Below are 21,479 nucleotides of genomic sequence, written 5' to 3' on the forward strand. Positions count from 1 at the left end.
TACCGTGTGCTCACTCGCGCGCCTGGAGGTCCTGGTGGCAGACCTGCTGCTCCTCACTCCGGCGTCCGGGGGGTCCGCGCAGGTGCTGCCCGCACTCGGCCTGCTGTCGCACCGGGTCCGGGTCCTACCGGTGGAGCCGTCCGCTCTCGTGGACGCCCCGGACGCAGACATCGTCGTGCTCGACGCGCGCCGTGACCTGGTGACGGCGCGCACCACGTGCCGGCTCCTGCGCGCCACCGGCCTGACGGTCCCGCTGATCCTGGTGCTGACCGAGGGCGGCCTCACCGTGGTGACCGCCGAGTGGGGCGCCGACGACATCGTGCTGGAGAACGCGACCCCGGCCGAGGTGGAGACCCGCTTCCGCCTGGTGATGGAGCGTGCTGCGACCGCCGCCTACGAGGACGCACCGCTGGAGATCAGCGCCGGCGAGCTGACCATCGACGCCGGCGGGTACACCGCCCGGCTTCGCGGGCAGCCGCTCGACCTGACGTACAAGGAGTTCGAGCTGCTCAAGTACCTGGTGCAGCACCCCGGCCGGGTGTTCACCCGGGCGCAGCTGCTGCAGGAGGTCTGGGGCTACGACTACTACGGCGGCACCCGCACGGTGGACGTCCACGTGCGGCGCCTGCGCGCCAAGCTCGGTCCCGAGCACGAGCAGCTGATCGGCACGGTGCGCAACGTCGGGTACCGGTTCGACCCGCCGAAGGAGACGCGGCGCGGGGCGGACGACCGCTCCGGCCTGACCGAGACCGCGGGCCTGTGACCACCCTCGACCGGTAGCCTGGCTGGCGGTGTGCCGGGAAGCCTGGTCGGCGTCCTGCTGCCGACCCCGGAGGTCCCCGTGCCGCCCCGCCGCGACAACCACCGTCCGACACCGCAGGGCGTACCCACCGGACCTGTCGCCGCCGGGCGCCCGCCGCGCGAGCACCGCCGCCTCTTCGCCGCCCTCACCCCCGGTGGCGAGCGGAACCTGCTCGACACGCTGCGCGACGAGCGGACCGGCGCCGTGCTGCTGCTCGTCGCGACGGCCCTCGCCCTCGGGTGGGCGCAGCTGTGGCCGGCCGCGTACCGCTCGGCGTGGGCGACCGCCGTCGGCCCCGCGGCGGTGCACCTGCACCTGACGCTCGGTCAGTGGGCGACCGACGGGCTGCTGGCGGTGTTCTTCTTCGTCGTCGGGCTGGAGCTCAAGCGCGAGCTGGTGACCGGCGAGCTGCGCCGACCCGCGACCGCGGTGGTGCCCGCCGTGGCCGCCGTCGGCGGCATGGCCGTGCCCGCGCTCGTCTACCTGGCCGTCAACCTGACGTCCGCGGACGGCCGCCCGGTCGGCTGGGCGGTGCCGACGGCCACGGACATCGCCTTCGCCGTCGGGGTGCTCTCCCTGGTGGGACGGTCGCTGCCCGCCTCCCTGCGCGCCTTCCTGCTGACGCTGGCGGTGGTGGACGACCTGCTGGCGATCGTCGTCATCGCGGTGTTCTACGCCCGCTCGCTGTCCGTGCTCCCGCTGCTGGGCGCCCTCGGTACGGTCGCCCTGTTCGCGGTGCTGGCGCGCCGCACGCGCCCCCCGGTGTGGCTGCTGCTGCCGCTCGCCCTGACGGCGTGGGCCCTGCTGCACGCGTCCGGCGTGCACGCCACCATCGCGGGCGTGCTGCTCGGCCTCAGCGCACCGACCAGCACTCCCGTGGGCGCGGCACCCGGCACGGCCTCGACCGCGGAGCGGTGGGAGCACCGCTGGCGTCCCCTGTCGGCCGGCGTCGCGGTGCCGGTGTTCGCGCTCGCGGCGGCGGGGGTGACCGTCTCGGGCGACGTGCTGCGCGCCGCGTCGCACGATCCGGTCGCGCTCGGCGTGGCGGCGGGCCTGGTGCTCGGCAAGCCGCTAGGCATCCTCGCCGCCACCTGGGCCGTTGCCCGGTTCACGCGCGCCAGCCTCGCACCGGCGCTCGGCTGGGCCGACGTGCTGGGGGTCGGGCTGGTGGGCGGGATCGGCTTCACCGTCTCGCTCCTGGTGGGTGGCCTGGCGTTCGGCTCCGGGAGCCCGCAGGACGAGCACGTGGTGGTCGCGGTGCTCGCGGCCTCGGCCGTGGCGGCCCTGCTGGGCGGCAGCACCCTGGCGTGGCGGGACCGGGTGCACCGAGGGCGCCGCCGGTCGGTCAGCGGGTAGGTTTCGTGCCGATGAGCACCGTCGACTCCGCCGAGCTCGCCGTCGACGGCCCGTGGGAGCACCGCTTCGTGCCGGCCAACGGCGCGCGGTTCCACGTGGCGCTGGCGGGCCCGGACGAGCGGGACGCCCCGCTGGTGGTGCTGCTGCACGACGTGCTCACCTACTGGTGGGCCTGGCGGCACCAGCTGCCGGCGCTGGCCGAGGCCGGCTACCGGGTCGCCGCGATGGACGTGCGCGGCACCGGCGGGTCGGACAAGCCGCCGCACGGGTACGACGCACCGACTCTGGCCACCGACGTCGCAGGGGTGATCCGGTCGCTCGGTGCCGGTCAGGCCGTGCTGGTCGGGGCCGGCACGGGAGGTCAGCTCGCGTGGGCGACGGCGGCCCTGCACGGCGACGCGGTTCGCGCCGTCGCGGCGTTGTCGTGCCCGCACCCCCTGGACGTCGGTCCGGCAACCGTGCGCCCCGCAGCCGCGCGCCGCCTCGCCTACGTGCAGCTGCCGTCCCTCCCGGAGCGGGCGCTCACGGAGGGCGATCTGGCCGAGCGCCTGATCACCGGCCTCAGCGGCGGCCGCGGACGGCCCGACGCGGAGGCGGTCGAGGCGTACAGCCGCGCGCTGCGGGTGCCGTTCGCCGCCCACAGCCAGCTGGAGCAGGTCCGGTGGCTGCTGCGGTCCCGCCCCCGGCTCGACGGCCGCCGGTACCTCGCCGCGTTCGAACGCGCACGACCGCTGCCGACGCTGCAGGTGCACGGCGACCGCGACGGGGTGTGCACCCCGGCGGCTGCCGCGCTGCACAGGTCGACGGCCGCGGCGCTCGCCCGCCCCTACCGCTACGAGCTGCTGCGGGGCGTCGGCCACTACGTGTCCGACGAGGCACCCGAGCGCCTGACCGCCCTGCTCCTGGACTGGCTGGCCGAGACCCTCGTCTGACCCCACGCCGAGACCTTCGTCCGAGGCGCACCGAGGCCCTCGTCCGACCCCACGGCATTCCCGTCGAGCCGCCCCCGGCCTCGCGCCCCGGCGTCGCGTCCCCGGGGCTCAGCCCTTCACCATCGCGGCCGCCTTCACCGGGTCGTTCTCCCCCATCCCCGCCGACGGGCACAGCGCGAACACCGGGCACGCCCCGCACGCGGGCTTGCGCGCGAAGCAGATCCGACGGCCGTGGAAGATCAGGTGGTGCGAGGCCATCGTCCAGTCCTTGCGCGGCAGCAGGGCGCACAGGTCCTGCTCCACCTGCACGGGGTCGTCGCTCCCGGTGAGGCCGAGCCGGCCGGACAGCCGGAGCACGTGCGTGTCCACCGGCAGACCGGGCACGCCGAACGCGTTGCCGAGCACGACGTTCGCCGTCTTGCGCCCCACCCCCGGCAGCGTCACCAGGTCCTTCATCCGGCCGGGCACCTCGCCGCCGAACCGCTCGACCAGCGCCTGGCCGATGCCCATCACGGCGCGCGTCTTGGCCCGGAAGAACCCGGTGGGTCGCAGGATCTCCTCGAGCTCCGTCGGGTCCGCCGACGCCATCGCGGCAGCGTCCGGGAACCGGGCGAACAGCGCCGGGGTGGTGAGGTTGACGCGCACGTCCGTGGTCTGCGCCGACAGGACGGTGGCGACCAGCAGCTCGAACGGCGTACGGAAGTCCAGCTCGATGTGCGCGTCGGGGAAGCGGACCGCCAGCGCGCGGTCGATGCGACGTGCTCGTCGGGTGCGGGCGAGCGCGGACTCGTCGGGAACCAGGGTCACCGTCGCAGGTTACGCGGCGGCTCCGACACGGCCGCCGGGCCGCCGCGCCCCCGTTCGGCTCGCACGTTCGGCCGTCCGGGCGAACCGGCCCTGCACAGGGAGTCGGCGGTACGTCCGCGCGAGTGAATCTGGACGCGCGTCCGGGTGGTGGCGCTCAAGTCGGGGGCCCGACGTCCCGAATCAGACACCAGGAGACCGGCGGACGGAGGTGCGGTGACCACGCAGCACGTGCTCGACGTCCACGCCCTCCGGCTGGACCACCGCGCGTTGCGCGCCGAGCGGTCCCGGGTCGGCTGGTGGCGGCGGCTGGTCCGCGCGCGCCTCGACCTCCTCGTCGCCCGTGCCGTCGGTCCGCAGCCGCTGGGTGAGGAGCTCGCCTTCCAGCTGCCCCTCGACGTGGGGCTGGACGTGCCTCGACCGGACGAGCTCGAGGCGGTGCTGGGCGGCCCCCGCTCCGGCACCCACCTCGACCAGCTCACCGCCCTCCGGGCGCTGGACAGCCGGCTGGTGCGGTACCAGGACGGTGTCGACGCCGCCCTGGCGGCCGCCACGGAGCGGCTGATCGGGCACCTGGCCGGGCAGCCGGACGCCGTGCTGGGACCCGTCCCGGAGCACGAGTCGCGCAACTGACCTGCGCGACCGCCATGGGGCAGACTGAGCGCTGACGCCGTCCCTTCGGCGCCTGCGGGAAGGTGGACTGATCGTGGCTGACGACGTGGTGCTGACCGCCCCGCTCTTCGCGGGCCTCGAGCCGGACTCCGCGCGCACGCTGATCGCGTCGATGAAGAGCATCGACGTCGGCCGCGGGGACGTGCTGTTCCACGAGGGCGAGCCGGGCGACCGGCTCTACGTGATCCGCGAGGGCAAGATCAAGCTGGGCACCCGCTCCAGCGACGGCCGCGAGAACCTGCTCGCCGTGCTGGGCCCGGGCGAGATGATCGGCGAGCTCTCGCTGTTCGACCCCGGCACGCGCACGGCGACCGCCACCGCGATCTCCGACGCCGTGGTGCTGGAGATGGGCCACCACGACCTGCAGACCTGGTTGGCGTCCACCCCGGCGGTCGCCGAGCACCTGCTGCAGGCGCTCGCCCGCCGCTTGCGCCGCACCAACGAGGCGCTGGCGGACCTGGTGTTCTCCGACGTGCCGGGCCGCGTGGCCAAGGCGCTGCTGGACCTGTCGAGCCGGTTCGGCCGACCGGTGGAGGACGGCATCCGCGTGGCGCACGACCTGACGCAGGAGGAGTTGGCCCAGCTGGTCGGCGCGTCCCGCGAGACGGTGAACAAGGCGCTGGCCGACTTCGCCGCGCGCGGCTGGGTCCGCCGCGAGGGCCGTGCCGTGGTGCTGCTCGACGTCGACCGCCTGGAGCGGCGCGCCCGCTGAGCGGCGCCGCTCAGGCCGCCTCGACTCAGGCGACCTCGACGACCAGCTCCACCTCGACCGGCGCCCCGAGCGGCAGCGCCGCGACGCCGACCGCCGAGCGCGCGTGCACGCCTGCGTCGCCGAGCAGCGCGTGCAGCAGCTCGCTCGCCCCGTTCAGCACGGCCGGCTGACCGGTGAACGTCGGGTCGCTCGCGACGAACCCGACCACCTTGACCACCCGCACCACCCGGTCCAGGGCCGCGACGGCGTCCCCGCCGGGACCGGCCAGCAGGCTCCCGACCGCGGCGAGCGCGTTCAGCGCCGCGATGCGCGCCTGCTCGGTGGCGGCCGGCGGCGTGACCTGACCGGGCGTCAACCCGACGATCCCCGTGACGGTCAGCCCGCCCGCGACGAACGGCAGCTGGCCGGACGTCCACACGTACGAGCCGGTGCGCACCGCGGGCACGTAGGCGCCGACGGGCGCGGCGGAGGACGGCAGCTGCAGGCCCAGCTCGACCAGACGGTCGGCGACGGACATCAGGCCTCCCGCGGGCGCTTGAGGTAGGCGACGAGGTTGCCGTCCTGGCCCTGCAGGACCGTGACCAGCTCCCAGCCGTCCACCCCCCACTGGTCGAGGATCGCCTTGGTGGCGTGGACGATCAGCGGGACGGTCGCGTACTCCCAGGCAGTGGCCATGCACCCACCCTAGGCGACGGCCCGACGCCGGTCCGGTGCGCGCCCGCCGCTGTCCGCCTGCGGTGCGGCACCGGACCTCGGCTGCGCCGTCAGCGCACGTCGCCGGCGGTGGCGAGCTCGCTGCGCCACGACCGGACCTCGGGGCGACGACGCAGCAGCGCGCGCCGCTCCCGCTCGGTCATGCCGCCCCACACCCCGAAGTCCATCCGGCTGTCGAGCGCGTCGGCCAGGCACTCCAGCCGTACCGGGCACGTGCCGCACACCGACCGGGCGTCCCGTTGCGCCGATCCCTCGACGAACAGGGCGTCCGGCGCCAGCTTCCCCTTGCCGCAGGCTGCCGACGCGGTCCAGTGGCCCTCCCGCGATGTCCAGGCCATCGCGCACCTCCTTGTCACGCGGGCACCCCCCCGAGTGCCCCCTGGTGGGGGACCGTACCGGGGAGTAGTACCGCTTGACGAGCCGCCGTTCGGGTCATCCTGCCTGGTGAGAAGCGTGGAAGCGCTACCAGGCAAGCGTCCAGCTGTGTCCGTGATGCCACGAACGTCCGGATCTTGCTGTCCAGCACAGGCAACCAGGACGAACGTCCCCGCCGTGGACGGGCCGGTCAGCGGTGTGCACATACCGTGCAGACCCGGCTCGCACGAGGAGGTCCACGGGAACGGGTCAGGTGTCGCCGTTACCCTGACGGGCATGGCGTCCCCTGCCCGCTCGCCCCGTACGCACGGCCGGTTCATCCGGCCCGGCCAGGCGTTGGCCCTCTTCCTCGCGCTCGTGCTGGTCGCCGGTGTCGGGGGCGTGCTCGCCGCGGGGCTCGCGCTGCCCGCCGTCGCGGTCGCGGACGGCACCACCAGCATGACGGTCAAGGCCTTCGACGGGCTGCCCACCGAGCTGGAGCAGAAGCCCCTGCCGCAGAAGTCGACCATCCTCGCCGCGGACGGGAAGGTGCTGGCCACCTTCTATGACCAGAACCGGGTGGTGGTCCCCCTCGACCAGATCGCCCCGATCATGCAGAAGGCCGTGATCTCGGTGGAGGACAAGCGGTTCTACGAGCACGCCGGGGTCGACATGCAGGGGATGGCTCGAGCGGCGATCAACACGCTCGTCGGCCAGAAGGAGGGCGCCTCGACGCTGACGCAGCAGTACGTCAAGAACGTGCTGATCGAGGCGGCGCTGGCCATCCCGGACCCCGCGCAGCGGGCGCAGGCGCTCGCCGACGCACGCGACAACTCGGGCTCCTCCGGCATGGCGCGCAAGCTGCGCGAGGCGAAGCTGGCGATCACGCTCGAGAAGACGATGACCAAGGACCAGATCCTGGAGAAGTACCTGAACATCGCCCAGTTCGGCGCCTCCTCGATCTACGGGGTGGAGTCGGCGGCGGAGTACTTCTTCGGCAAGCATGCCAAGGACCTGACGTACCTCGAGGCGGCCACCATCGCCGGCATCACGCAGAGCCCGACGAAGTGGGACCCGGTGCTCAACCCGGCCGACTCGCAGAACCGTCGCGACACCGTGCTGGACCTGATGTACCAGCAGGGCTACATCACCCAGGCGGAGCACGACAAGGGCGTCGCAACCCCCCTGAAGGACACGCTGCACGTCACGCCGATCAAGCAGGGCTGCATGACGGCGAACGACACGGTGGCCGGTTCCGGCTTCTTCTGCGACTACGTCACCAAGGTGATCCTCAACGACCCCGCCTTCGGCAAGACGCAGTCCGACCGGCAGGCCCTGCTGTACCGCGGCGGCCTGACGATCACCACCACGCTGATCCCGGGTGAGCAGACGGCGGCCGACGAGGAGGTCAAGGCCGGCGTGCCGGTGAACGACCCGTCGGGCATCGGCAGCGCGCTGGTCTCCGTCGAGCCCGGCACCGGCAAGATCACGTCGATGGCGGAGAACCGCGTCTACAACCCGATGCAGAACGCCGGCCCGGGTGAGACGGCGCTGAACTTCAACACGAGCTTCGAGTACGGCGGGTCGAGCGGGTTCTCGCCCGGTTCGAGCTACAAGGCGTTCACGCTGCTGGAGTGGCTGCGGCAGGGCCACTCGCTCAACGAGAAGGTCAACGCGACGCCGCTGCAGTACAACATGTCGCAGTTCACCTCCTGCAAGGGCCGGCTTTCCGGTACCTACAAGTTCAGCAACTCCGAGAGCAACCAGAACTACCCGCAGACCGTGCTGAGCGCGACGGCGAACTCGGTGAACTCCGCGTTCATCGCGATGGGCCTCCAGCTCAACCTGTGCAACATCGTCGACGGTGCCGCCGACCTGGGGGTCCTCCGCGCCGGTGACCCGAACCTGAAGGACAACTCCGGGCAGCCGTGGGGCGGCGTGCCGTTCGGCCCCTACCCCGGCAACATCCTCGGTTCGGAGCAGACCTCACCGCTGATGATGGCCGGCGCCTACGCAGCGTTCGCCTCCGGCGGCGTGTTCTGCAAGCCGATCGCCATCACGAGCGTGACCGATGCGACGGGCGCCAAGCTCAACGTGCCGAGCGCCGACTGCCAGCAGAAGGTCGAGCCGCAGTACGCCGCCGCGATGGACTACGCGATGAGCAACGTGTGGAACGGCACGGCCAAGGCCGTCGGCGCACCGCCGTTCCCCGCCGCCGGCAAGACCGGTACGACGACGTTCAACGAGGAGCTGTGGTTCGTCGGCTTCACGCCGCTGCGGGCCACCGCGGTGTGGTCCGGCCAGATCACGGAGCAGCAGAAGACGCTGCACGGCGAGACGATCAACGGCAAGACGTATTACCAGGGACCGTTCGGCTCGGACATCTCGGCACCGACCTGGAAGCGGTTCATGATGCGGATCATGGCCGGCCAGAACGTGCCGAACTTCCCGGCGATCGGCAGCGACCAGCTGTACGGCAAGCAGGTGAGCGTGCCGTACGTCGTCGGCCAGCCGCAGGACCAGGCGACGTCCACGCTGCAGAACGCCGGGTTCACCGTCCAGGTGTCACCGAACCAGGTGTCGTCCTCCGTGGCGGCCGGGTCGGTGGCGAGCCAGTCGCCCACGGGCACCGCGACACCGGGGTCGACCGTCACGCTGGTGATCTCGAGCGGGCAGCCGGCAGCCCCGCCGCCGCAGCCGACCCAACCCGCACAGCCTGGGCCCGGTGGTGGCAACCCCGGTAACGGTGGCGGGAACCCGCACGGCTGATGGGCACCCTGAGCCGGACGACCGGCGCCCTGGCACTGGCCGGCGCCGGCGCGCTCGCGTGGGGCGCCCTCGTCGAGGTCCACTGGTACGCGCTGCGTGAGGCGACCGTCCCGGTGCTGGCCCCCGGGCAGGCGCCGCTGCGGGTCCTGCACGTGTCCGACCTGCACCTGACGCCCGGTCAGCGGCGCAAGGTCGACTGGGTCCGCGACCTGGCGACCACGCGGCCGCACGTCGTCGTGAACACCGGCGACAACTGGGCGCACCTGGACGCGATGCCTGCCCTGCTCGAGGCGCTCGAGCCGCTGCTGGAGGTGCCGGGCGCCTTCGCCCTCGGCTCCAACGACTACGTCGCGCCGCAGCCCAAGAACCCGGCGCGCTACCTGCAGCGCGACGCCCGCACCGCGCAGGTGCAGCCGGTGGCGCTGCCGTGGCGTGAGCTGGTGCGCCGGTTCACGTCGGCGGGATGGGTGGACCTCGACAACCACCGGGGGGTGCTGGACGTCGACGGTCGGCGCATCTCGCTGGTCGGCACGGACGACGCGCACCTCGACCGCGACCGCTTCCCCGCCGCGGGCGGACCGGACGACGTCCGCAGCACTGACGTGCCGGTGGACCTGCACATGGGCGTCACCCACGCGCCGTACCGGCGGGTGCTCGACGCGATGCTCGACGACGGCGTCGACCTGGCCATCGCCGGGCACACCCACGGCGGACAGCTGGGCCTGCCGTTCTGGGGCGCGCTGGTGACCAACTCCGACCTGGACACGCGGCGGGCCAAGGGTCTGCACGGCTGGCCCGGTCCACGTCCGGACCGCCCGGGTGGCGGCGACTCGATGTGGTTGCACGTGTCGGCCGGGCTCGGGACCTCGCCGTACGCGCCCGTGCGCTTCGCGGTGCGGCCCGAGGCGACCCTGCTGACACTCGTCCCCCGCTGAGTCCCGGGCGGCCCCTGCGTCGTGCCGTAAGGGCGCTGCCTCCGCCACCTCCGAGGCGATTTCCTCGCCCGTGTCGGCGTCGGCTATCCTTGCCAGGTTCCTCCGGGGTGTGGCGCAGCTTGGTAGCGCGCTTCGTTCGGGACGAAGAGGTCGTGGGTTCGAATCCCGCCACCCCGACCCGGAGACGACGACGGCCCTTGACCGGCAGAAGTGCTGGTCAAGGGCCGTCGTCATGTGCGCTGAACGGTCCCGGACCGTGCGGGTGGTGGACCGCTCGCCCACCGGTGGGACGTCGAGGCTCGGCGCGCCGCCGCCCGGCAGACTGGTCCCGTGAGCCCCGTGATCGAGCCCGCTGACGACGTGCTGGCGGGGCTGGCGGCCCTCCCCGGCGTCCCCGCCGCCGTGACCAGGGCCCGGGACGCCTGCACCGAGCTGCGCCGGCATCCCGCGATGCGGCGACGCTGGTCGGAGGTCCGGGTGCGCGCCGGCCTCGAGGCAGCGTGGGCGAGCGCGGCGCTGGACGGCGTGCGGGTGCCGGTCGAGAACGTGCGGGCGCTGGCCGCCGGCGCACCCGCGCAGGGGCCGACGGACGACGTCGTCCGCGGTGCGGTGCGGGCGCACGCAGCCGTCGAGCGCCTGATGCCGGACCTCGGCGCGCCGGGTCGGGTCGGCGACGGCAGGGGCACCCTCGGCCCGCTCCCGCTGGGCCAGCTGCTCGCGCGGCTGCACACCCTCGCGGCGACCGGCAGGGTTCCCGACGAGGAGCTGGGCCGCCCCCGCGGCGACCGCCCGACCGCCGACCTCGCCGGCCTGGGAGCCGCGCCGGCCGGTGCGGACGTCGGCCATCGGCTGGCCGCGCTGACCGAGGCGGTCCACCGCACCGCCGCTCCCGCCGCGGTGGTCGCCGCCGTGCTGCACGGCGAGCTGCTGGCGCTGCGGCCGTTCACCGCCGCCAACGGCGTGGTCGCCCGTGCCGTCGCCCGGCTCGCCGTCACCGCTGGCGGCCTCGACCCGACGGGGTGCGCCGTCGCGGAGCCCGTCTGGGCGGATGCGCCGCTGGTGTACCAGGCCACCGCCGCGGGCTTCGCCACCGGTGAACCGGACCGGGTGGCCGCCTGGCTGGTGCTCTGCGCCGATGCCGTCACGGAGGGCGCCGCCCGGGCGGCGCGGCTGGCGGACGAGGTGCTCTCGCACTGACGGGTGACGGCGCTCAAGGCCGCGCCGGCACCTGACGATGCGTGCCTCATGAGTGCGCCGCTTCCACCCGCGGGCTGGTACCCGGACGGGTCCACCCCGAACGTCGTCCGCTGGTTCGACGGCAGCCGGTGGACCGAGCACGTCACGCCGCTCGCACCGGCCGCCGCGCCTGCCGGTGGGTACGCCTCGCCCTCCGGCGGGTACGGATCGCAGGCCGGCGGGTACGGCCCACCGGTCGGCGGGTACGCGTCACCCGCTGGTGGGTACGTCCCCGGGGCGTACGCCACGGCGGCCTACGGACCTGTGGCGGCCCCCAGCACGGACCTGGGGCCCGGCAACGGTCTGCACTGGGTGCTGCCGGTGGGCCGCTCGTGGCAGTCGATCGTCGCGGGCTACGTCGGGCTGTTCGCGCTCTTCGCGTGGTTCATGGCCATGGTCGGGACCGGCGGGGCCGTGTTCGGTGCGGTCGTGGGGCTGCTGTCGGTGGCGCTCGGCATCGTCGCGATCCGTCGCGCGTCGTCCGGCGGCCACGGCCGCGGCAGGGCCTGGTTCGCCGTCGTCGCCGGCGCGTTGTGCCTGGTGATGACCGTCGTGGTGGCCTCCGGCGCCTGAGGTCCTCGGCCATCGGCCACCGGCCCCACGACGCAGACCGGCCCCGGCACCGTCGGGTGCCGGGGCCGGTCCTCGAGCGCGGTCAGGCCGTGGCGAAGCGGCGGGCGACCAGCAGCTCGGCGATCTGGATCGCGTTGAGCGCGGCGCCCTTGCGCAGGTTGTCGTTGGACACGAACAGCGCGAGACCGCGCCCTTCGGGCGCGCCCTCGTCGGTGCGGATGCGGCCGACGTACGACGGGTCCTTGCCGGCCGCCAGCAGCGGCGTCGGGATGTCCTCGACCTGCACACCAGGGGCGTCGGCCAGCAGCTCGTAGGCCCGCTCGACGGACAGCGGCCGCTCGAACTCGGCGTTGACCGACAGCGAGTGGCCGGTGAACACCGGCACCCGCACGCACGTGCCCGAGACGAGCAGGTCGGGGATCTCGAGGATCTTGCGGGACTCGTTCCGGAGCTTCTGCTCCTCGTCGGTCTCGCGCAGGCCGTCGTCCACCAGGTTGCCGGCGAACGGCACCACGTCGAAGGCGATCGTCCGCGGGAACTTGGTCGGCGCAGGGAAGTGCACGGCAGAGCCGTCGTGCACCAGGCCGAGCGTGTCCTCCTCGACGGCGGCGCGCACCTGCGTGTCGAGCTCCTGCGCACCGGCGAGGCCGGCCCCGGACACGGCCTGGTAGGTCGAGACGATCAGGCGGCGCAGCCCGGCCTCGTCGTGCAGCGGCTTGAGCACCGGCATCGCGGCCATCGTGGTGCAGTTCGGGTTGGCGACGATGCCCAGCGGGATCTCGTCGAGCGCGTGCGGGTTGACCTCGCTGACCACCAGCGGGACCCGCGGGTCCTTGCGCCAGGCAGAGGAGTTGTCCACCACCAGGGCACCGGCGGCGGCGAAGCGCGGCGCCTGCTCCTTGGACGTCGCGCCACCGGCGGAGAACAGGGCGATGTCGATGCCGGACAGGTCCGCCGTCGCGACGTCCTCGACCGTGATCTCGTCGTCACCCCAGGGCAGCGTCCGCCCCGCGGACCGCGCCGACGCGAAGTACCGGATCGACGCGACCGGGAACTCGCGCTCGGCCAGCAGCCGGCGCATCACGCCACCGACCTGCCCGGTGGCCCCGACCACTGCGACGTTCACGCCGCTCATCCCGCTCACCGCCCCGTCCCGCCGTACACGACGGCCTCGTCCGACTCCGTGTCCAGCCCGAACGCCGTGTGCACCGCGCGGACCGCCTCGTCGAGCGAGTCGGCCCGGGTCACCACGGAGATGCGGATCTCGGAGGTGGAGATCATCTCGATGTTCACACCGGCCTCGGACAGCGCCTCGAACAGCTTGGCGCTGACGCCCGGGTGCGAGCGCATGCCCGCACCGATCAGCGAGAGCTTGCCGATGGTGTCGTCGTACTGCAGCGACGCGTACCCGATCTCCGGCTGGTGCTCCGCGAGCGCGGCCATCGCCACCGTGCCGTCCGTCGCGGGGAGCGTGAACGAGATGTCCGTCAGGCCCGTCCGGGCCGCGGAGACGTTCTGCACGATCATGTCGATGTTCACGCCGGCGCCGGCGACCACCGTGAAGATCTTGGCGGCCTTGCCCGGCACGTCGGGGACGCCGACCACCGTGATCTTCGCCTCGGAGCGGTCGTGCGCGACGCCCGAGATGATCGGCTGCTCCACGGGAACCTCCTGGGTGGTGTCGGGCTCGTCCGTGACCAGCGTGCCCGGGTGGGTGGAGAACGAGGACCGGACGTGCACCGGCACCTGGTAGCGGCGGGCGTACTCGACGCAGCGCAGCATGAGCACCTTCGCGCCGCTGGCGGCCATCTCGAGCATCTCGTCGTAGCTGATCCGGTCGAGCTTGCGGGCGCTCGGCACGATGCGCGGGTCGGCGGTGAACACGCCGTCGACGTCCGTGTAGATCTCGCAGACGTCGGCCTGGAGCGCGGCCGCCAGCGCGACGGCGGTGGTGTCGCTGCCGCCGCGGCCGAGGGTGGTCACGTCGTTGGTGGCCAGGTTGACGCCCTGGAAGCCGGCGACGATCGCGACCTGGCCCTTGGCCAACGTCTTGGTGATGCGGCTCGGCGTGACGTCGATGATGCGCGCCTTGCCGTACGTCTCGTCGGTGATGACGCCGGCCTGCTGGCCGGTGAAGCTCTTCGCCTCGACGCCGAGCTGGTCGATCGCCATCGCGAGCAGGGACATGGAGATCCGCTCGCCGGCGGTCAGCAGGATGTCCATCTCGCGCTCGGGCGGCAGCGGGGTCACCTGGTGGGCGAGGTCGATCAGCTCGTCCGTCGTGTCGCCCATCGCCGAGACGACCACCACCACGTCGTTGCCGGCGCGCTTCGCCTCGGCGACCCGCTTCGCGACGCGCTTGATGCTGCTGGCGTCGGAGACGGACGAGCCGCCGTACTTCTGCACGATGAGGGCCACGAGGGTGCGCTCCGGAGGGGTTGCGCGATCAGACCGCGATCGGACGAGGGGCGCCTGCGAGTCTAGGTCGGCCCACGATGCGGACCGACGGGTTTCCGCATGACGGACGCGGCCGCCCGCGGCCGGTGTGCTCCGCGGCGTTCGCGCTGGTCAGCCCAGCACGTCGACCGCGAGCCGGGCGATCAGGGCGGCCACGACGACGACGAAGACGATGCGGACGAAGGCGCTGCCCCGGGCCACCGCCGTCCGGGCCCCGAGGTACGCACCGGCGATGTTGGCTCCGCCGACCAGCAGCCCGAGCCGCCACAGCGGCGCCCCCTCGAGCGTGAACACCAGCAGGGCGCCGAGGTTGGTGGCGACGTTGACGATCTTCGCCTGCGCCGACGCCTCGAGGAACCCGTAGCCGACGATGCCGACCAGGGCGATCACCAGGAACGAGCCGGTGCCCGGGCCCAGGAGACCGTCGTACGCACCCAGCACCAGGCCGAGCGCCAGCGCCACCGCCTGGTGTCGCCGACCCGTCCAGCGCAGGTCGGTGGCCCGGCCCACGCGTGGACGCGCCACCGTGTACGCGCCCACCAGCACCAGTGCCACGAGGATGACCGGCTTGAACACGGAGGTGGGCAGCAGCCCGGCGAGGGCCGCTCCCCCGGCTGCGCCGACGAGTGCGGTCATCGCCATCGGCCCCGCAGTGGACAGGCCGGGCTGCACCCGCCGGTAGTAGGTCAGCGCGCTGACCGACGTGCCCATGATCCCGGCCACCTTGTTGGTGGCCAGCGCCTGCACGGGAGTGATGCCCGGCACCAGCAGCAGCGCCGGCAGCTGCACCAGCCCGCCGCCGCCGACCACCGCGTCGACCCAGCCGGCGGTGAACCCGGCGAGCATCAGCAGGCCGACCGTCGCGAGCGTCAGGTGCAGGCCGGACACGGTCACGGTGGCGGACCCTACCTCCCGGCCGGTCTCGGTCGGAGGACGGCGGGCCCGCCGGGTCGGAGGACGCCGGGACGGCCTGCCGTCGGACCGCCAGCAACCGGCGCAGTCCCGGCACAGGATCCCCTCAGAAACGGGCCACGCCGCCCTTTGCCCGACCCCTACCGTCAAGCCATGACCAGCGACGTCGCTGCCTCGGCCGTCCCTCCGCACCCTGGCTCGCCCGGGCCAGGCGGCCCGGACGGGATCCGCACCGCCGGCGTGGTCCGCAGCTTCGGCGCCGTGCGGGCGCTGGACGGCGTCGACCTGCACGCCCGCGCCGGCCGGGTCACCGCCCTGGTAGGGCCCAACGGGTCCGGGAAGACGACGCTGCTGCTGGTGCTGGCCGGGCTGCTGGCGCCTGATGCGGGCACGGTGAGCATCGACGGGTACGACCCGGTGACGGACGGCCCCGCCGCACGGGCCCGGACCGGCTGGATGCCGGACACGTTCGGCACGTGGGACTCGCTCACGGCTCGCGAGGTGCTCCGGACGTTCGCGGCGGCCTACCGCCTGCCTCCGGCGTCCGTCGGGGCCCGCGTCGACGAGCTGCTCGCCCTGGTGCACCTGTCCGAGTACGCCGACCGGCCCGCCGCAGTGCTCTCGCGGGGCCAGAAGCAGCGGCTCGGACTGGCCCGCGCGCTGGTGCACGACCCGGCGGTGCTGCTGCTCGACGAGCCGGCCTCCGGCCTGGACCCCCGGTCCCGCGTCGACCTGCGCGAGCTGCTGCGCCGGCTGGCGGACGAGGGGCGCACCGTGCTGGTGTCCAGCCACGTGCTGTCCGAGCTGGAGGAGATGGCCGACGACGCAGTGTTCCTGTCGCACGGTCGCACGGTGCTGACGGGCGACACGGAGGCGACCCTCGGCACCGCGGGCGCCCGCCGGCCCTGGCGGGTGCGCGCGCTGGACGCGGAGGCGCTCCAGCGCTGGCTCACCGCGGTGCACGCCGCGTGGCGGCCGGACGACGACGGTGTGTTGATCGACGTCGACGGCGACGAGGGCGCCGCGACGCTGGTGCGGGACGCGGTGGCGGCCAGCGTGCCGCTCGTCTCGATCGCCCCCGCCGGCGGGGTGCTGGAGCAGGCCTACCTGGCACTGGACGAGGAGCGGCGATGAGCGGCACGTGGCGGGTGTCCTGGCACGGGGTGCGCACGGTGGCGGCCCTGGAGCTGCGGCAGCGGGTGCGGTCCACCCGCTGGATCGTCGCGCTGGTGGTCTGGTTCCTCGTGGTCGGCGCCGTCACCGCGCTCACCACCGGAGCCCTCGGCGCGCTGACGGGTCACGACACCTCTCCCCTGCACCGCGGTCCGCTGCTGTTCTTCGTGGTGACCTTCCTGGTGCTGGGGCTGGGGCTGCTGGTCACCCCGACCCTGTCGTCGACCGCCGTGAACGGCGACCGCGCCGCCGGCACGCTCGCCACGGTCCAGGTGACCCTGCTGACCCCGGCCGAGATCGCCACCGGCAAGCTGCTCGGGGCGTTCGCCGCCGCCACCGCCTTCCTGGTGGCGAGCCTGCCGTTCTACGGGCTCGCGATGGCGATGGGCGGGACGAGGGTGATCACGCTGGTCAGCGTCGTAATCGTGACCGCCGTGGTCCTCGCGTCGGTGTGCGGCATGGGCATCGGGTTCTCGGCCCTGACCGCCCGGACGGCTGGGTCGACCGTGCTGACCTTCCTCGGGGTCTCGGCCCTCGCGGTGTTCACCCTCGTCTTCTTCGGCCTGACGCTGCCCGCGAACACCTCCCAGGAGGAGGTGCGCGTGTGGGGCGTCTCGCCGTCGTCGGCGCAGTGCGAGTCCAATGCCCTGGGCGACACGACGTGCAGCGGCAGCGTCACCCTCGGCGGTAGCACGGCCGCGGGCGACTCCTCGGCGGTACCCGCGTGCGAGTGGCGCACCGAGACGCGGCCCGTCGTCCACACCGAGCGGACCTGGTGGCTGCTGGCGGCCAACCCGTTCGTCATCGTCTCCGACGCCTCGACGGTGCCGCAGCAGGACCTCCAGTCGGTGACGTCACCGTTCGGCGCCATCCGCGAGGAGGTCCGTACCGCGCGTGCCGGCGCCAGCGGGATCTCGAACGAGTGCTGGGGCCCGATGGGACAGGTGTCCCTGCCCACCGAGGGTCCACGGCCGTCGGCGGTGCCGGTGTGGCCGTGGGGCCTGGCGTTCACGGTCCTGCTCGGCGTGGCCGGCTACGTCACCGCCGTGCGCCGGCTGCGCATCCCGCAGCACGCTCTGCCGCGCGGGGTGCGGGTGGCCTGAGGCGCGGCTCCGGTTCGGGGGCGTACGGCGTCGTCGCGACGTCCGCCCTGGTCAGGGCTGCAGCGCGTCGTACTCCGCCTCGGCAGCCACGTCGTCGTCCACGTCGAGCCGCAGGTGCGCCAGGATCGTCTGCACCGTGCGCAAGGCCGACGACGCGCGCTCGCCCCAGTCGGACAGGTAGGAGAACTGCCACCACCACAGCGCCTCGACCGGGCGGCCCGCCTCGTAGTGGCGCAGCCCCTGGGCCAGCGCCCCGGCGATCGCGACGAGGTCGCCGGACAGCGTCGCCTGGGCCACCTCCGGGCCGACGACGGGGTCGACCACCTCGACGTACTCGTCGACTCCCTCGAACACGTTCGCGAGGTTGGCGCGCAGCGGCTCGACGTCCGGGTCGGGACCGACGTCCGGCTCGAACCGCAGGGCCGGCACCACGTCGTTGATCGCACCGAGCCGGGCACCGGCCGCGATCACGTCCGACAAGGCGAGGAGCAGCAGCGGCAGCGTGGCCTCCGGCGCCGAGCCGGCGGCCACCTCCGTGACCGTGGTCAGGTAGCTGCGCGCCTCGTCGTGCACCGACCGGGCGAGGTTCGCGAGGTCGTCGGTGTCGCTGTCGGTCATCGTCCGCTCCCTACGCGCTGATCCGTCGGCGGCCCTCGAAGGCCCGGCCCAGGGTGACCTCGTCGGCGTACTCCAGGTCCCCGCCCACCGGCAGGCCGGAGGCGAGCCGGCTGACCGCCAGGCCCATCGGGACCAGCAGCCGGGCCAGGTAGGTGGCGGTCGCCTCGCCCTCGACGTTGGGGTCGGTGGCCAGGATCACCTCGGTGACGGTGCCGTCCGCCAGGCGGCTGAGCAGCGAGGCGATCCGCAGGTCGTCCGGACCGACGCCGCCGATCGGGTTGATGGCCCCGCCGAGCACGTGGTACCGGCCGCGGAACTCGCGCGTCCGCTCGATCGCAACGACGTCCTTGGCCTCCTCCACCACGCAGATCACGTTCGGGGAGCGTCGCGGGTCGCGGCAGATGCGGCACTGCGCCTCCTGGGCGACGTTGCCGCAGATCTCGCAGAACCGGACGCGGGCCTTGACCTCGGTGAGCGCGTCGGCCAGCCGACGGACGTCCGCCGGGTCGGCCGAGAGGATGTGGAACGCGATGCGCTGGGCGCTCTTGGGGCCGACCCCGGGCAGCCGCCCGAGCTCGTCGACCAGGTCCTGGATCGCCCCCTCGTACACGCGGTCAGCCTAGTTGGTCACCCATCCAGTTGACCTCGCGAGCCCGTCGCAGGGCGGCTGTGGCGGCGTCGACCCGACGGACCGACCGCACGGCGTCGACGTCGTGGAACCGCGACTCGAGGCGGGCGGCTCAGGCGTTCGGGTCGTCGATCTGCTCGTCGATCACGGTGCCGCCGAGCAGCCGCGCGACCAGCGGCGCGCCGACCAGGCCCGATCCGTCGATCAGCGGGTCGTCCGGCGACGGTTCGTCGGGCTCGTCGGACCAGCCCGAGCCCGCCGGACGGGGGCCGGAGCCGGCCACCGGGTCCCGCGGGACGTCGCGCGGGTCCTCGAACGGCACCTCGTCGTCCGGCGGGATCCAGTCGCCGGGCGGCAGGTCGTCCACCGGCTCGTCGGGCGGGTCGAGGTCCGGTGGCTCGTCCGCAGGACCGCTGCGGCGTGCAGCGGCAGCGGTGCCGGCGGCGCGGCCCCGGGGTGCCGAGCCGCGGTCCGGACGGGCGCCCGACGGCGCAGCAGCGGTGCCGGGCCGGCCCTGGGATGCGCGCGCTCCCGATCCCGACGAGGCCGCACCGGGAGATCCTGTGCTCGAGCCTGCCGAGCGGGACGAGCCGGCGGCGGGTGCGGCCGAACCGTCCGGCGCCGACCCGGCGTCCGGGGAACCGGGTTCCGGTCCCGAACCCCCGGCCGGAGCCGAGCTGGACGGCACCGGACGACCCCATGACGCGGCGGCCTCGTCCACGCTCGGGATGCCCGGCGTACGCCGTGCCGCACGAGCAGTCGAGCCGGTCGATGACGCGCCGGCGGGCGTGTGAGCTCCTGACGCCGGTGCAGCGCCGGCGGCCGACCGGTCGGACGCCGCACCGCTGCCGGCTGGTGTCGCCGCGTCGCCCAGCACGCCCTCGACCCTGGCCTCGACGCCCAGCGTCTCCCGGAGAGCCTGGGCGACCGCCTCGGCGTGGCTGCCGCGCTGGAACTGCTGGATCAGACCCGGCTGCGCGAACCCGAGCCGCAACGTCGTCGCGTCGAGCTCGAGCACCTGGGCGTGCTGGCTGACCAGGGCGTGCGTCAGCAGCCGCAACCCGCGAAGGGTGCCGAGCACCTCGGGCCAGCGGCGACGGAGCATCTCGGTGTCCGGGCCGCCGGCGCCGCGCGGCGCTGCCGGTGGTGTGGTTGCCGCCGGGGCGGACGGTGCGGGTGGTGCGGTTGCCGCCGGGGCCGGTGGTGCGGGTGGTGCGGCTGCTGCCGGTGCGGGCGCCGCCGCGGCGGCTGGAGCCGGCGAGGGACCAGCGGTGGCCGTCTTCCGTCCGGACGACGACCGGGCGGGCACGTCGTCGACCGGCCACGGCGGTGTGTCCAGGTCGGCAGCGGCGTCCGTAGCGGCCTCGGCGTCCGCTGCCTCAGCGGGTGCCTCGACGGCGGGCTCGGCGGCCACCGGCGGGGTGCCGAGCGGCGGGGTGGCCGGTTCCACCGGTGCCGATGCACGGCTGGCCACCACAGGCGCACCACCGGCACCGACCACCGCCGGGGCGGCCGCGAACCCGCCGCGCTCCAGCCGGTCGAGCCGGGCGCCGAGCCCGAGCGTGCCGTCGTCCGCCGCCGGCAGCAGCAGCCGCGCCATCAGCAGCTCGAGGTGCAGCCGTGGGGACGTGGCACCGGCCATCTCGGTCAGCGCGGCGTTGGCCAGGTCGGCGGACCGGGACAGCTCGGCGGCGCCGAGGTGCCCCGCCTGAGCACGCATCCGGTCCAGCTGGTCGGCCGGGATCATGCCGAGCGCCGCGCCGGCGGCGTCCCCCGCTGCGGCGAGGACGATCAGGTCCCGCAGCCGTTCGAGCAGGTCCTCGACGAAGCGCCGCGGCTCGTGGCCGGTGGACACCACGCGCTCCACCACGGAGAACGCGGTGGCGCCGTCGCGGGCGGCGATCGCCTCGACCAGGTCGTCCAGCAGGGACGCCGGCGTGTACCCGAGCAGCGCCACCGCGCTCTCGTACTCCAGCCCGCTCTCCCCCGCGCCGGCGATCAGCTGGTCCAGCACCGACAGGCTGTCCCGCACCGACCCGGCACCCGCCCGCACCACCAGCGGCAGCACGCCTGAACCGACAGGCACGCCCTCCTGCTCGCACAGCTGCGCCAGGTACGGCACCAGCACGTCAGGCGGCACCAGCCGGAACGGGTAGTGGTGCGTGCGGGAGCGGATGGTGCCGATCACCTTGTCCGGCTCCGTCGTCGCGAACACGAACTTCACGTGCGGCGGCGGCTCCTCGACGATCTTCAGCAGGGCGTTGAAGCCCTGGTTCGAGACCATGTGGGCCTCGTCGAGGATGAACACCTTGTACCGGTCCCGGGCGGGGGCGAAGGTGGCCCGCTCGCGCAGCTCACGGGCGTCGTCCACACCGCCGTGGCTGGCGGCGTCGATCTCGACGACGTCGAGGCTGCCCGGACCGCCCGTCGCCAGCTCGATGCACGACTCGCACTCCCCGCAGGGCGTGTCCGTCGGGTGCTCGGCGGTGTTCTGCGCGCAGTTGAGCACCCGCGCGAGGATCCGTGCGGAGCTCGTCTTGCCGCAGCCGCGAGGGCCGGAGAACAGGTAGGCGTGGTTGACCTGGCCGGAGCGCAGCGCCTGGCGCAGCGGAGCCGTCACGTGGTCCTGCCCGATGACCTCCGCGAAGGTCTCGGGCCGGTACCGGCGGTACAGCGCTGTCGTCACGTGCGAACCCTATGCGGCAGATCCGACACCCGTCTCCGGCCCT

At 74.0% G+C, this 21,479-nt stretch carries 21 protein-coding genes and 1 tRNA gene; 12 read left to right on the forward strand and 10 right to left on the reverse strand.

All coding sequences use genetic code 11. The features are described from left to right. The first annotated feature begins 34 nt into the window (after window positions 1-34). Genes N0B34_RS15490 through N0B34_RS15500 form a run of 3 tightly spaced genes read left to right on the forward strand, consistent with a single transcriptional unit; the run spans window position 35 to window position 3,090 of the window. Entirely contained in the window at window positions 35-763 is a 729-nt protein-coding gene (locus tag N0B34_RS15490; RefSeq protein ID WP_263731396.1) for a winged-helix domain-containing protein, read from the forward strand. A 30-nt stretch (window positions 764-793) separates the two neighbouring features. Next, window positions 794-2,158 carry a Na+/H+ antiporter NhaA gene (nhaA, locus tag N0B34_RS15495; RefSeq protein WP_263731395.1) on the forward strand — a complete coding sequence of 455 codons (1,365 nt, stop codon included), beginning with the start codon at window positions 794-796 and terminating at the stop codon, window positions 2,156-2,158. An 11-nt stretch (window positions 2,159-2,169) separates the two neighbouring features. Then, the gene (locus N0B34_RS15500) at window positions 2,170-3,090 is read left to right on the forward strand and encodes an alpha/beta fold hydrolase (protein WP_263731394.1); all 921 of its coding nucleotides are present in this window, start codon (window positions 2,170-2,172) and stop codon (window positions 3,088-3,090) included. Window positions 3,091-3,198: 108 nt separating this feature from the next. Here N0B34_RS15500 and nth read toward each other — a convergent pair whose 3' ends face one another. Then, a complete protein-coding gene (nth, locus tag N0B34_RS15505; RefSeq protein WP_412175731.1) occupies window positions 3,199-3,897 on the reverse strand; it encodes an endonuclease III in 699 nt (232 codons plus the stop codon). Between the two features lie 213 nt (window positions 3,898-4,110). Between nth and N0B34_RS15510 the strand changes: the two genes are divergently transcribed. Together N0B34_RS15510 and N0B34_RS15515 are read left to right on the forward strand one after the other, a co-directional pair. Continuing rightward, window positions 4,111-4,527, forward strand: coding sequence for a hypothetical protein (locus N0B34_RS15510; RefSeq protein ID WP_263731393.1), 417 nt, complete (start codon window positions 4,111-4,113; stop codon window positions 4,525-4,527). A 73-nt stretch (window positions 4,528-4,600) separates the two neighbouring features. Further along, window positions 4,601-5,278, forward strand: coding sequence for a Crp/Fnr family transcriptional regulator (locus N0B34_RS15515; RefSeq protein ID WP_263731392.1), 678 nt, complete (start codon window positions 4,601-4,603; stop codon window positions 5,276-5,278). A gap of 25 nt (window positions 5,279-5,303) precedes the next feature. On the opposite strand, the gene N0B34_RS15520 is transcribed toward N0B34_RS15515, so the two are convergent. The 3 genes from N0B34_RS15520 to N0B34_RS15530 all read right to left on the reverse strand — a co-directional run bounded on the left by N0B34_RS15520 (window position 5,304) and on the right by N0B34_RS15530 (window position 6,330). Beyond that, entirely contained in the window at window positions 5,304-5,795 is a 492-nt protein-coding gene (locus tag N0B34_RS15520; protein WP_263731391.1) for a RidA family protein, read from the reverse strand. Next, complete coding sequence (locus N0B34_RS15525; protein WP_263731390.1) at window positions 5,795-5,953, reverse strand: hypothetical protein; 159 nt, start codon at window positions 5,951-5,953, stop codon at window positions 5,795-5,797. The genes N0B34_RS15520 and N0B34_RS15525 overlap by 1 nt, the downstream gene beginning before the upstream one ends. Window positions 5,954-6,042: 89 nt before the next feature. Further along, window positions 6,043-6,330 (reverse strand): WhiB family transcriptional regulator, encoded by a 288-nt coding sequence (locus N0B34_RS15530; RefSeq protein WP_263731389.1) that lies wholly within the window; start codon window positions 6,328-6,330, stop codon window positions 6,043-6,045. 313 nt (window positions 6,331-6,643) lie between these two features. Here N0B34_RS15530 and N0B34_RS15535 point away from each other — a divergent pair, with 313 nt between their 5' ends. The 5 genes from N0B34_RS15535 (at window position 6,644) to N0B34_RS15555 (ending at window position 11,859) form a co-directional block, all read left to right on the forward strand. Next, window positions 6,644-9,115, forward strand: a complete 2,472-nt coding sequence (locus tag N0B34_RS15535) for a transglycosylase domain-containing protein (RefSeq protein ID WP_263731388.1) — start codon at window positions 6,644-6,646, stop codon at window positions 9,113-9,115. Next, entirely contained in the window at window positions 9,115-10,050 is a 936-nt protein-coding gene (locus N0B34_RS15540) for a metallophosphoesterase (protein WP_263731387.1), read from the forward strand. Before N0B34_RS15535 ends, N0B34_RS15540 begins: the two co-directional genes overlap by 1 nt. 103 nt (window positions 10,051-10,153) lie before the next feature. After that, window positions 10,154-10,227 (forward strand) — tRNA-Pro (locus N0B34_RS15545). 153 nt (window positions 10,228-10,380) lie between these two features. Beyond that, a complete protein-coding gene (locus N0B34_RS15550) occupies window positions 10,381-11,247 on the forward strand; it encodes a Fic family protein (RefSeq protein ID WP_263731386.1) in 867 nt (288 codons plus the stop codon). A gap of 48 nt (window positions 11,248-11,295) precedes the next feature. Continuing rightward, window positions 11,296-11,859: a DUF2510 domain-containing protein gene (locus tag N0B34_RS15555; protein ID WP_263731385.1), complete on the forward strand. Its 564-nt coding sequence runs from the start codon at window positions 11,296-11,298 to the stop codon at window positions 11,857-11,859. Between the two features lie 82 nt (window positions 11,860-11,941). Here the strand turns inward: N0B34_RS15555 and N0B34_RS15560 are convergent, their stop codons facing one another. The 3 genes from N0B34_RS15560 to N0B34_RS15570 form a co-directional block, all read right to left on the reverse strand. Continuing rightward, a complete protein-coding gene (locus tag N0B34_RS15560) occupies window positions 11,942-12,994 on the reverse strand; it encodes an aspartate-semialdehyde dehydrogenase (protein WP_263731384.1) in 1,053 nt (350 codons plus the stop codon). Between the two features lie 5 nt (window positions 12,995-12,999). Continuing rightward, on the reverse strand, window positions 13,000-14,277 hold the full coding sequence (locus tag N0B34_RS15565; RefSeq protein WP_263731383.1) for an aspartate kinase: 1,278 nt from the start codon (window positions 14,275-14,277) through the stop codon (window positions 13,000-13,002). A gap of 150 nt (window positions 14,278-14,427) precedes the next feature. Then, on the reverse strand, window positions 14,428-15,162 hold the full coding sequence (locus N0B34_RS15570; RefSeq protein WP_263731602.1) for a sulfite exporter TauE/SafE family protein: 735 nt from the start codon (window positions 15,160-15,162) through the stop codon (window positions 14,428-14,430). A 219-nt stretch (window positions 15,163-15,381) separates the two neighbouring features. Between N0B34_RS15570 and N0B34_RS15575 the strand changes: the two genes are divergently transcribed. Further along, the gene (locus N0B34_RS15575; protein WP_263731381.1) at window positions 15,382-16,362 is read left to right on the forward strand and encodes an ABC transporter ATP-binding protein; all 981 of its coding nucleotides are present in this window, start codon (window positions 15,382-15,384) and stop codon (window positions 16,360-16,362) included. Continuing rightward, entirely contained in the window at window positions 16,359-17,504 is a 1,146-nt protein-coding gene (locus N0B34_RS15580; protein WP_263731380.1) for an ABC transporter permease, read from the forward strand. The genes N0B34_RS15575 and N0B34_RS15580 overlap by 4 nt, the downstream gene beginning before the upstream one ends. Window positions 17,505-17,555: 51 nt before the next feature. On the opposite strand, the gene N0B34_RS15585 is transcribed toward N0B34_RS15580, so the two are convergent. The 3 genes from N0B34_RS15585 to N0B34_RS15595 form a co-directional block, all read right to left on the reverse strand. Beyond that, entirely contained in the window at window positions 17,556-18,122 is a 567-nt protein-coding gene (locus N0B34_RS15585) for a DUF5063 domain-containing protein (protein ID WP_263731379.1), read from the reverse strand. 10 nt (window positions 18,123-18,132) lie between these two features. Then, entirely contained in the window at window positions 18,133-18,732 is a 600-nt protein-coding gene (gene recR / locus N0B34_RS15590; protein ID WP_263731378.1) for a recombination mediator RecR, read from the reverse strand. Between the two features lie 130 nt (window positions 18,733-18,862). Continuing rightward, complete coding sequence (locus N0B34_RS15595; RefSeq protein WP_263731377.1) at window positions 18,863-21,436, reverse strand: DNA polymerase III subunit gamma and tau; 2,574 nt, start codon at window positions 21,434-21,436, stop codon at window positions 18,863-18,865. Window positions 21,437-21,479 lie beyond the last annotated feature (43 nt).

It is taken from the genome of Cellulomonas sp. SG140 (assembly GCF_025770785.1).
Classification (GTDB): domain Bacteria; phylum Actinomycetota; class Actinomycetes; order Actinomycetales; family Cellulomonadaceae; genus Cellulomonas.

Bases quoted from the DNA above. Each gene is read 5' to 3' on its own strand.
- N0B34_RS15500 (WP_263731394.1), top strand. From the start codon at position 2,170: ATGAGCACCGTCGACTCCGCCGAGCTCGCCGTCGACGGCCCGTGGGAG.
- N0B34_RS15520 (WP_263731391.1), bottom strand. From the start codon at position 5,795: ATGTCCGTCGCCGACCGTCTGGTCGAGCTGGGCCTGCAGCTGCCGTCC.
- N0B34_RS15525 (WP_263731390.1), bottom strand. From the start codon at position 5,953: ATGGCCACTGCCTGGGAGTACGCGACCGTCCCGCTGATCGTCCACGCC.
- N0B34_RS15530 (WP_263731389.1), bottom strand. From the start codon at position 6,330: ATGGCCTGGACATCGCGGGAGGGCCACTGGACCGCGTCGGCAGCCTGC.
- N0B34_RS15535 (WP_263731388.1), top strand. From the start codon at position 6,644: ATGGCGTCCCCTGCCCGCTCGCCCCGTACGCACGGCCGGTTCATCCGG.
- N0B34_RS15540 (WP_263731387.1), top strand. From the start codon at position 9,115: ATGGGCACCCTGAGCCGGACGACCGGCGCCCTGGCACTGGCCGGCGCC.
- N0B34_RS15555 (WP_263731385.1), top strand. From the start codon at position 11,296: ATGAGTGCGCCGCTTCCACCCGCGGGCTGGTACCCGGACGGGTCCACC.
- N0B34_RS15560 (WP_263731384.1), bottom strand. From the start codon at position 12,994: ATGAGCGGCGTGAACGTCGCAGTGGTCGGGGCCACCGGGCAGGTCGGT.
- N0B34_RS15570 (WP_263731602.1), bottom strand. From the start codon at position 15,162: ATGCTCGCCGGGTTCACCGCCGGCTGGGTCGACGCGGTGGTCGGCGGC.
- N0B34_RS15575 (WP_263731381.1), top strand. From the start codon at position 15,382: ATGACCAGCGACGTCGCTGCCTCGGCCGTCCCTCCGCACCCTGGCTCG.
- N0B34_RS15580 (WP_263731380.1), top strand. From the start codon at position 16,359: ATGAGCGGCACGTGGCGGGTGTCCTGGCACGGGGTGCGCACGGTGGCG.
- N0B34_RS15585 (WP_263731379.1), bottom strand. From the start codon at position 18,122: ATGACCGACAGCGACACCGACGACCTCGCGAACCTCGCCCGGTCGGTG.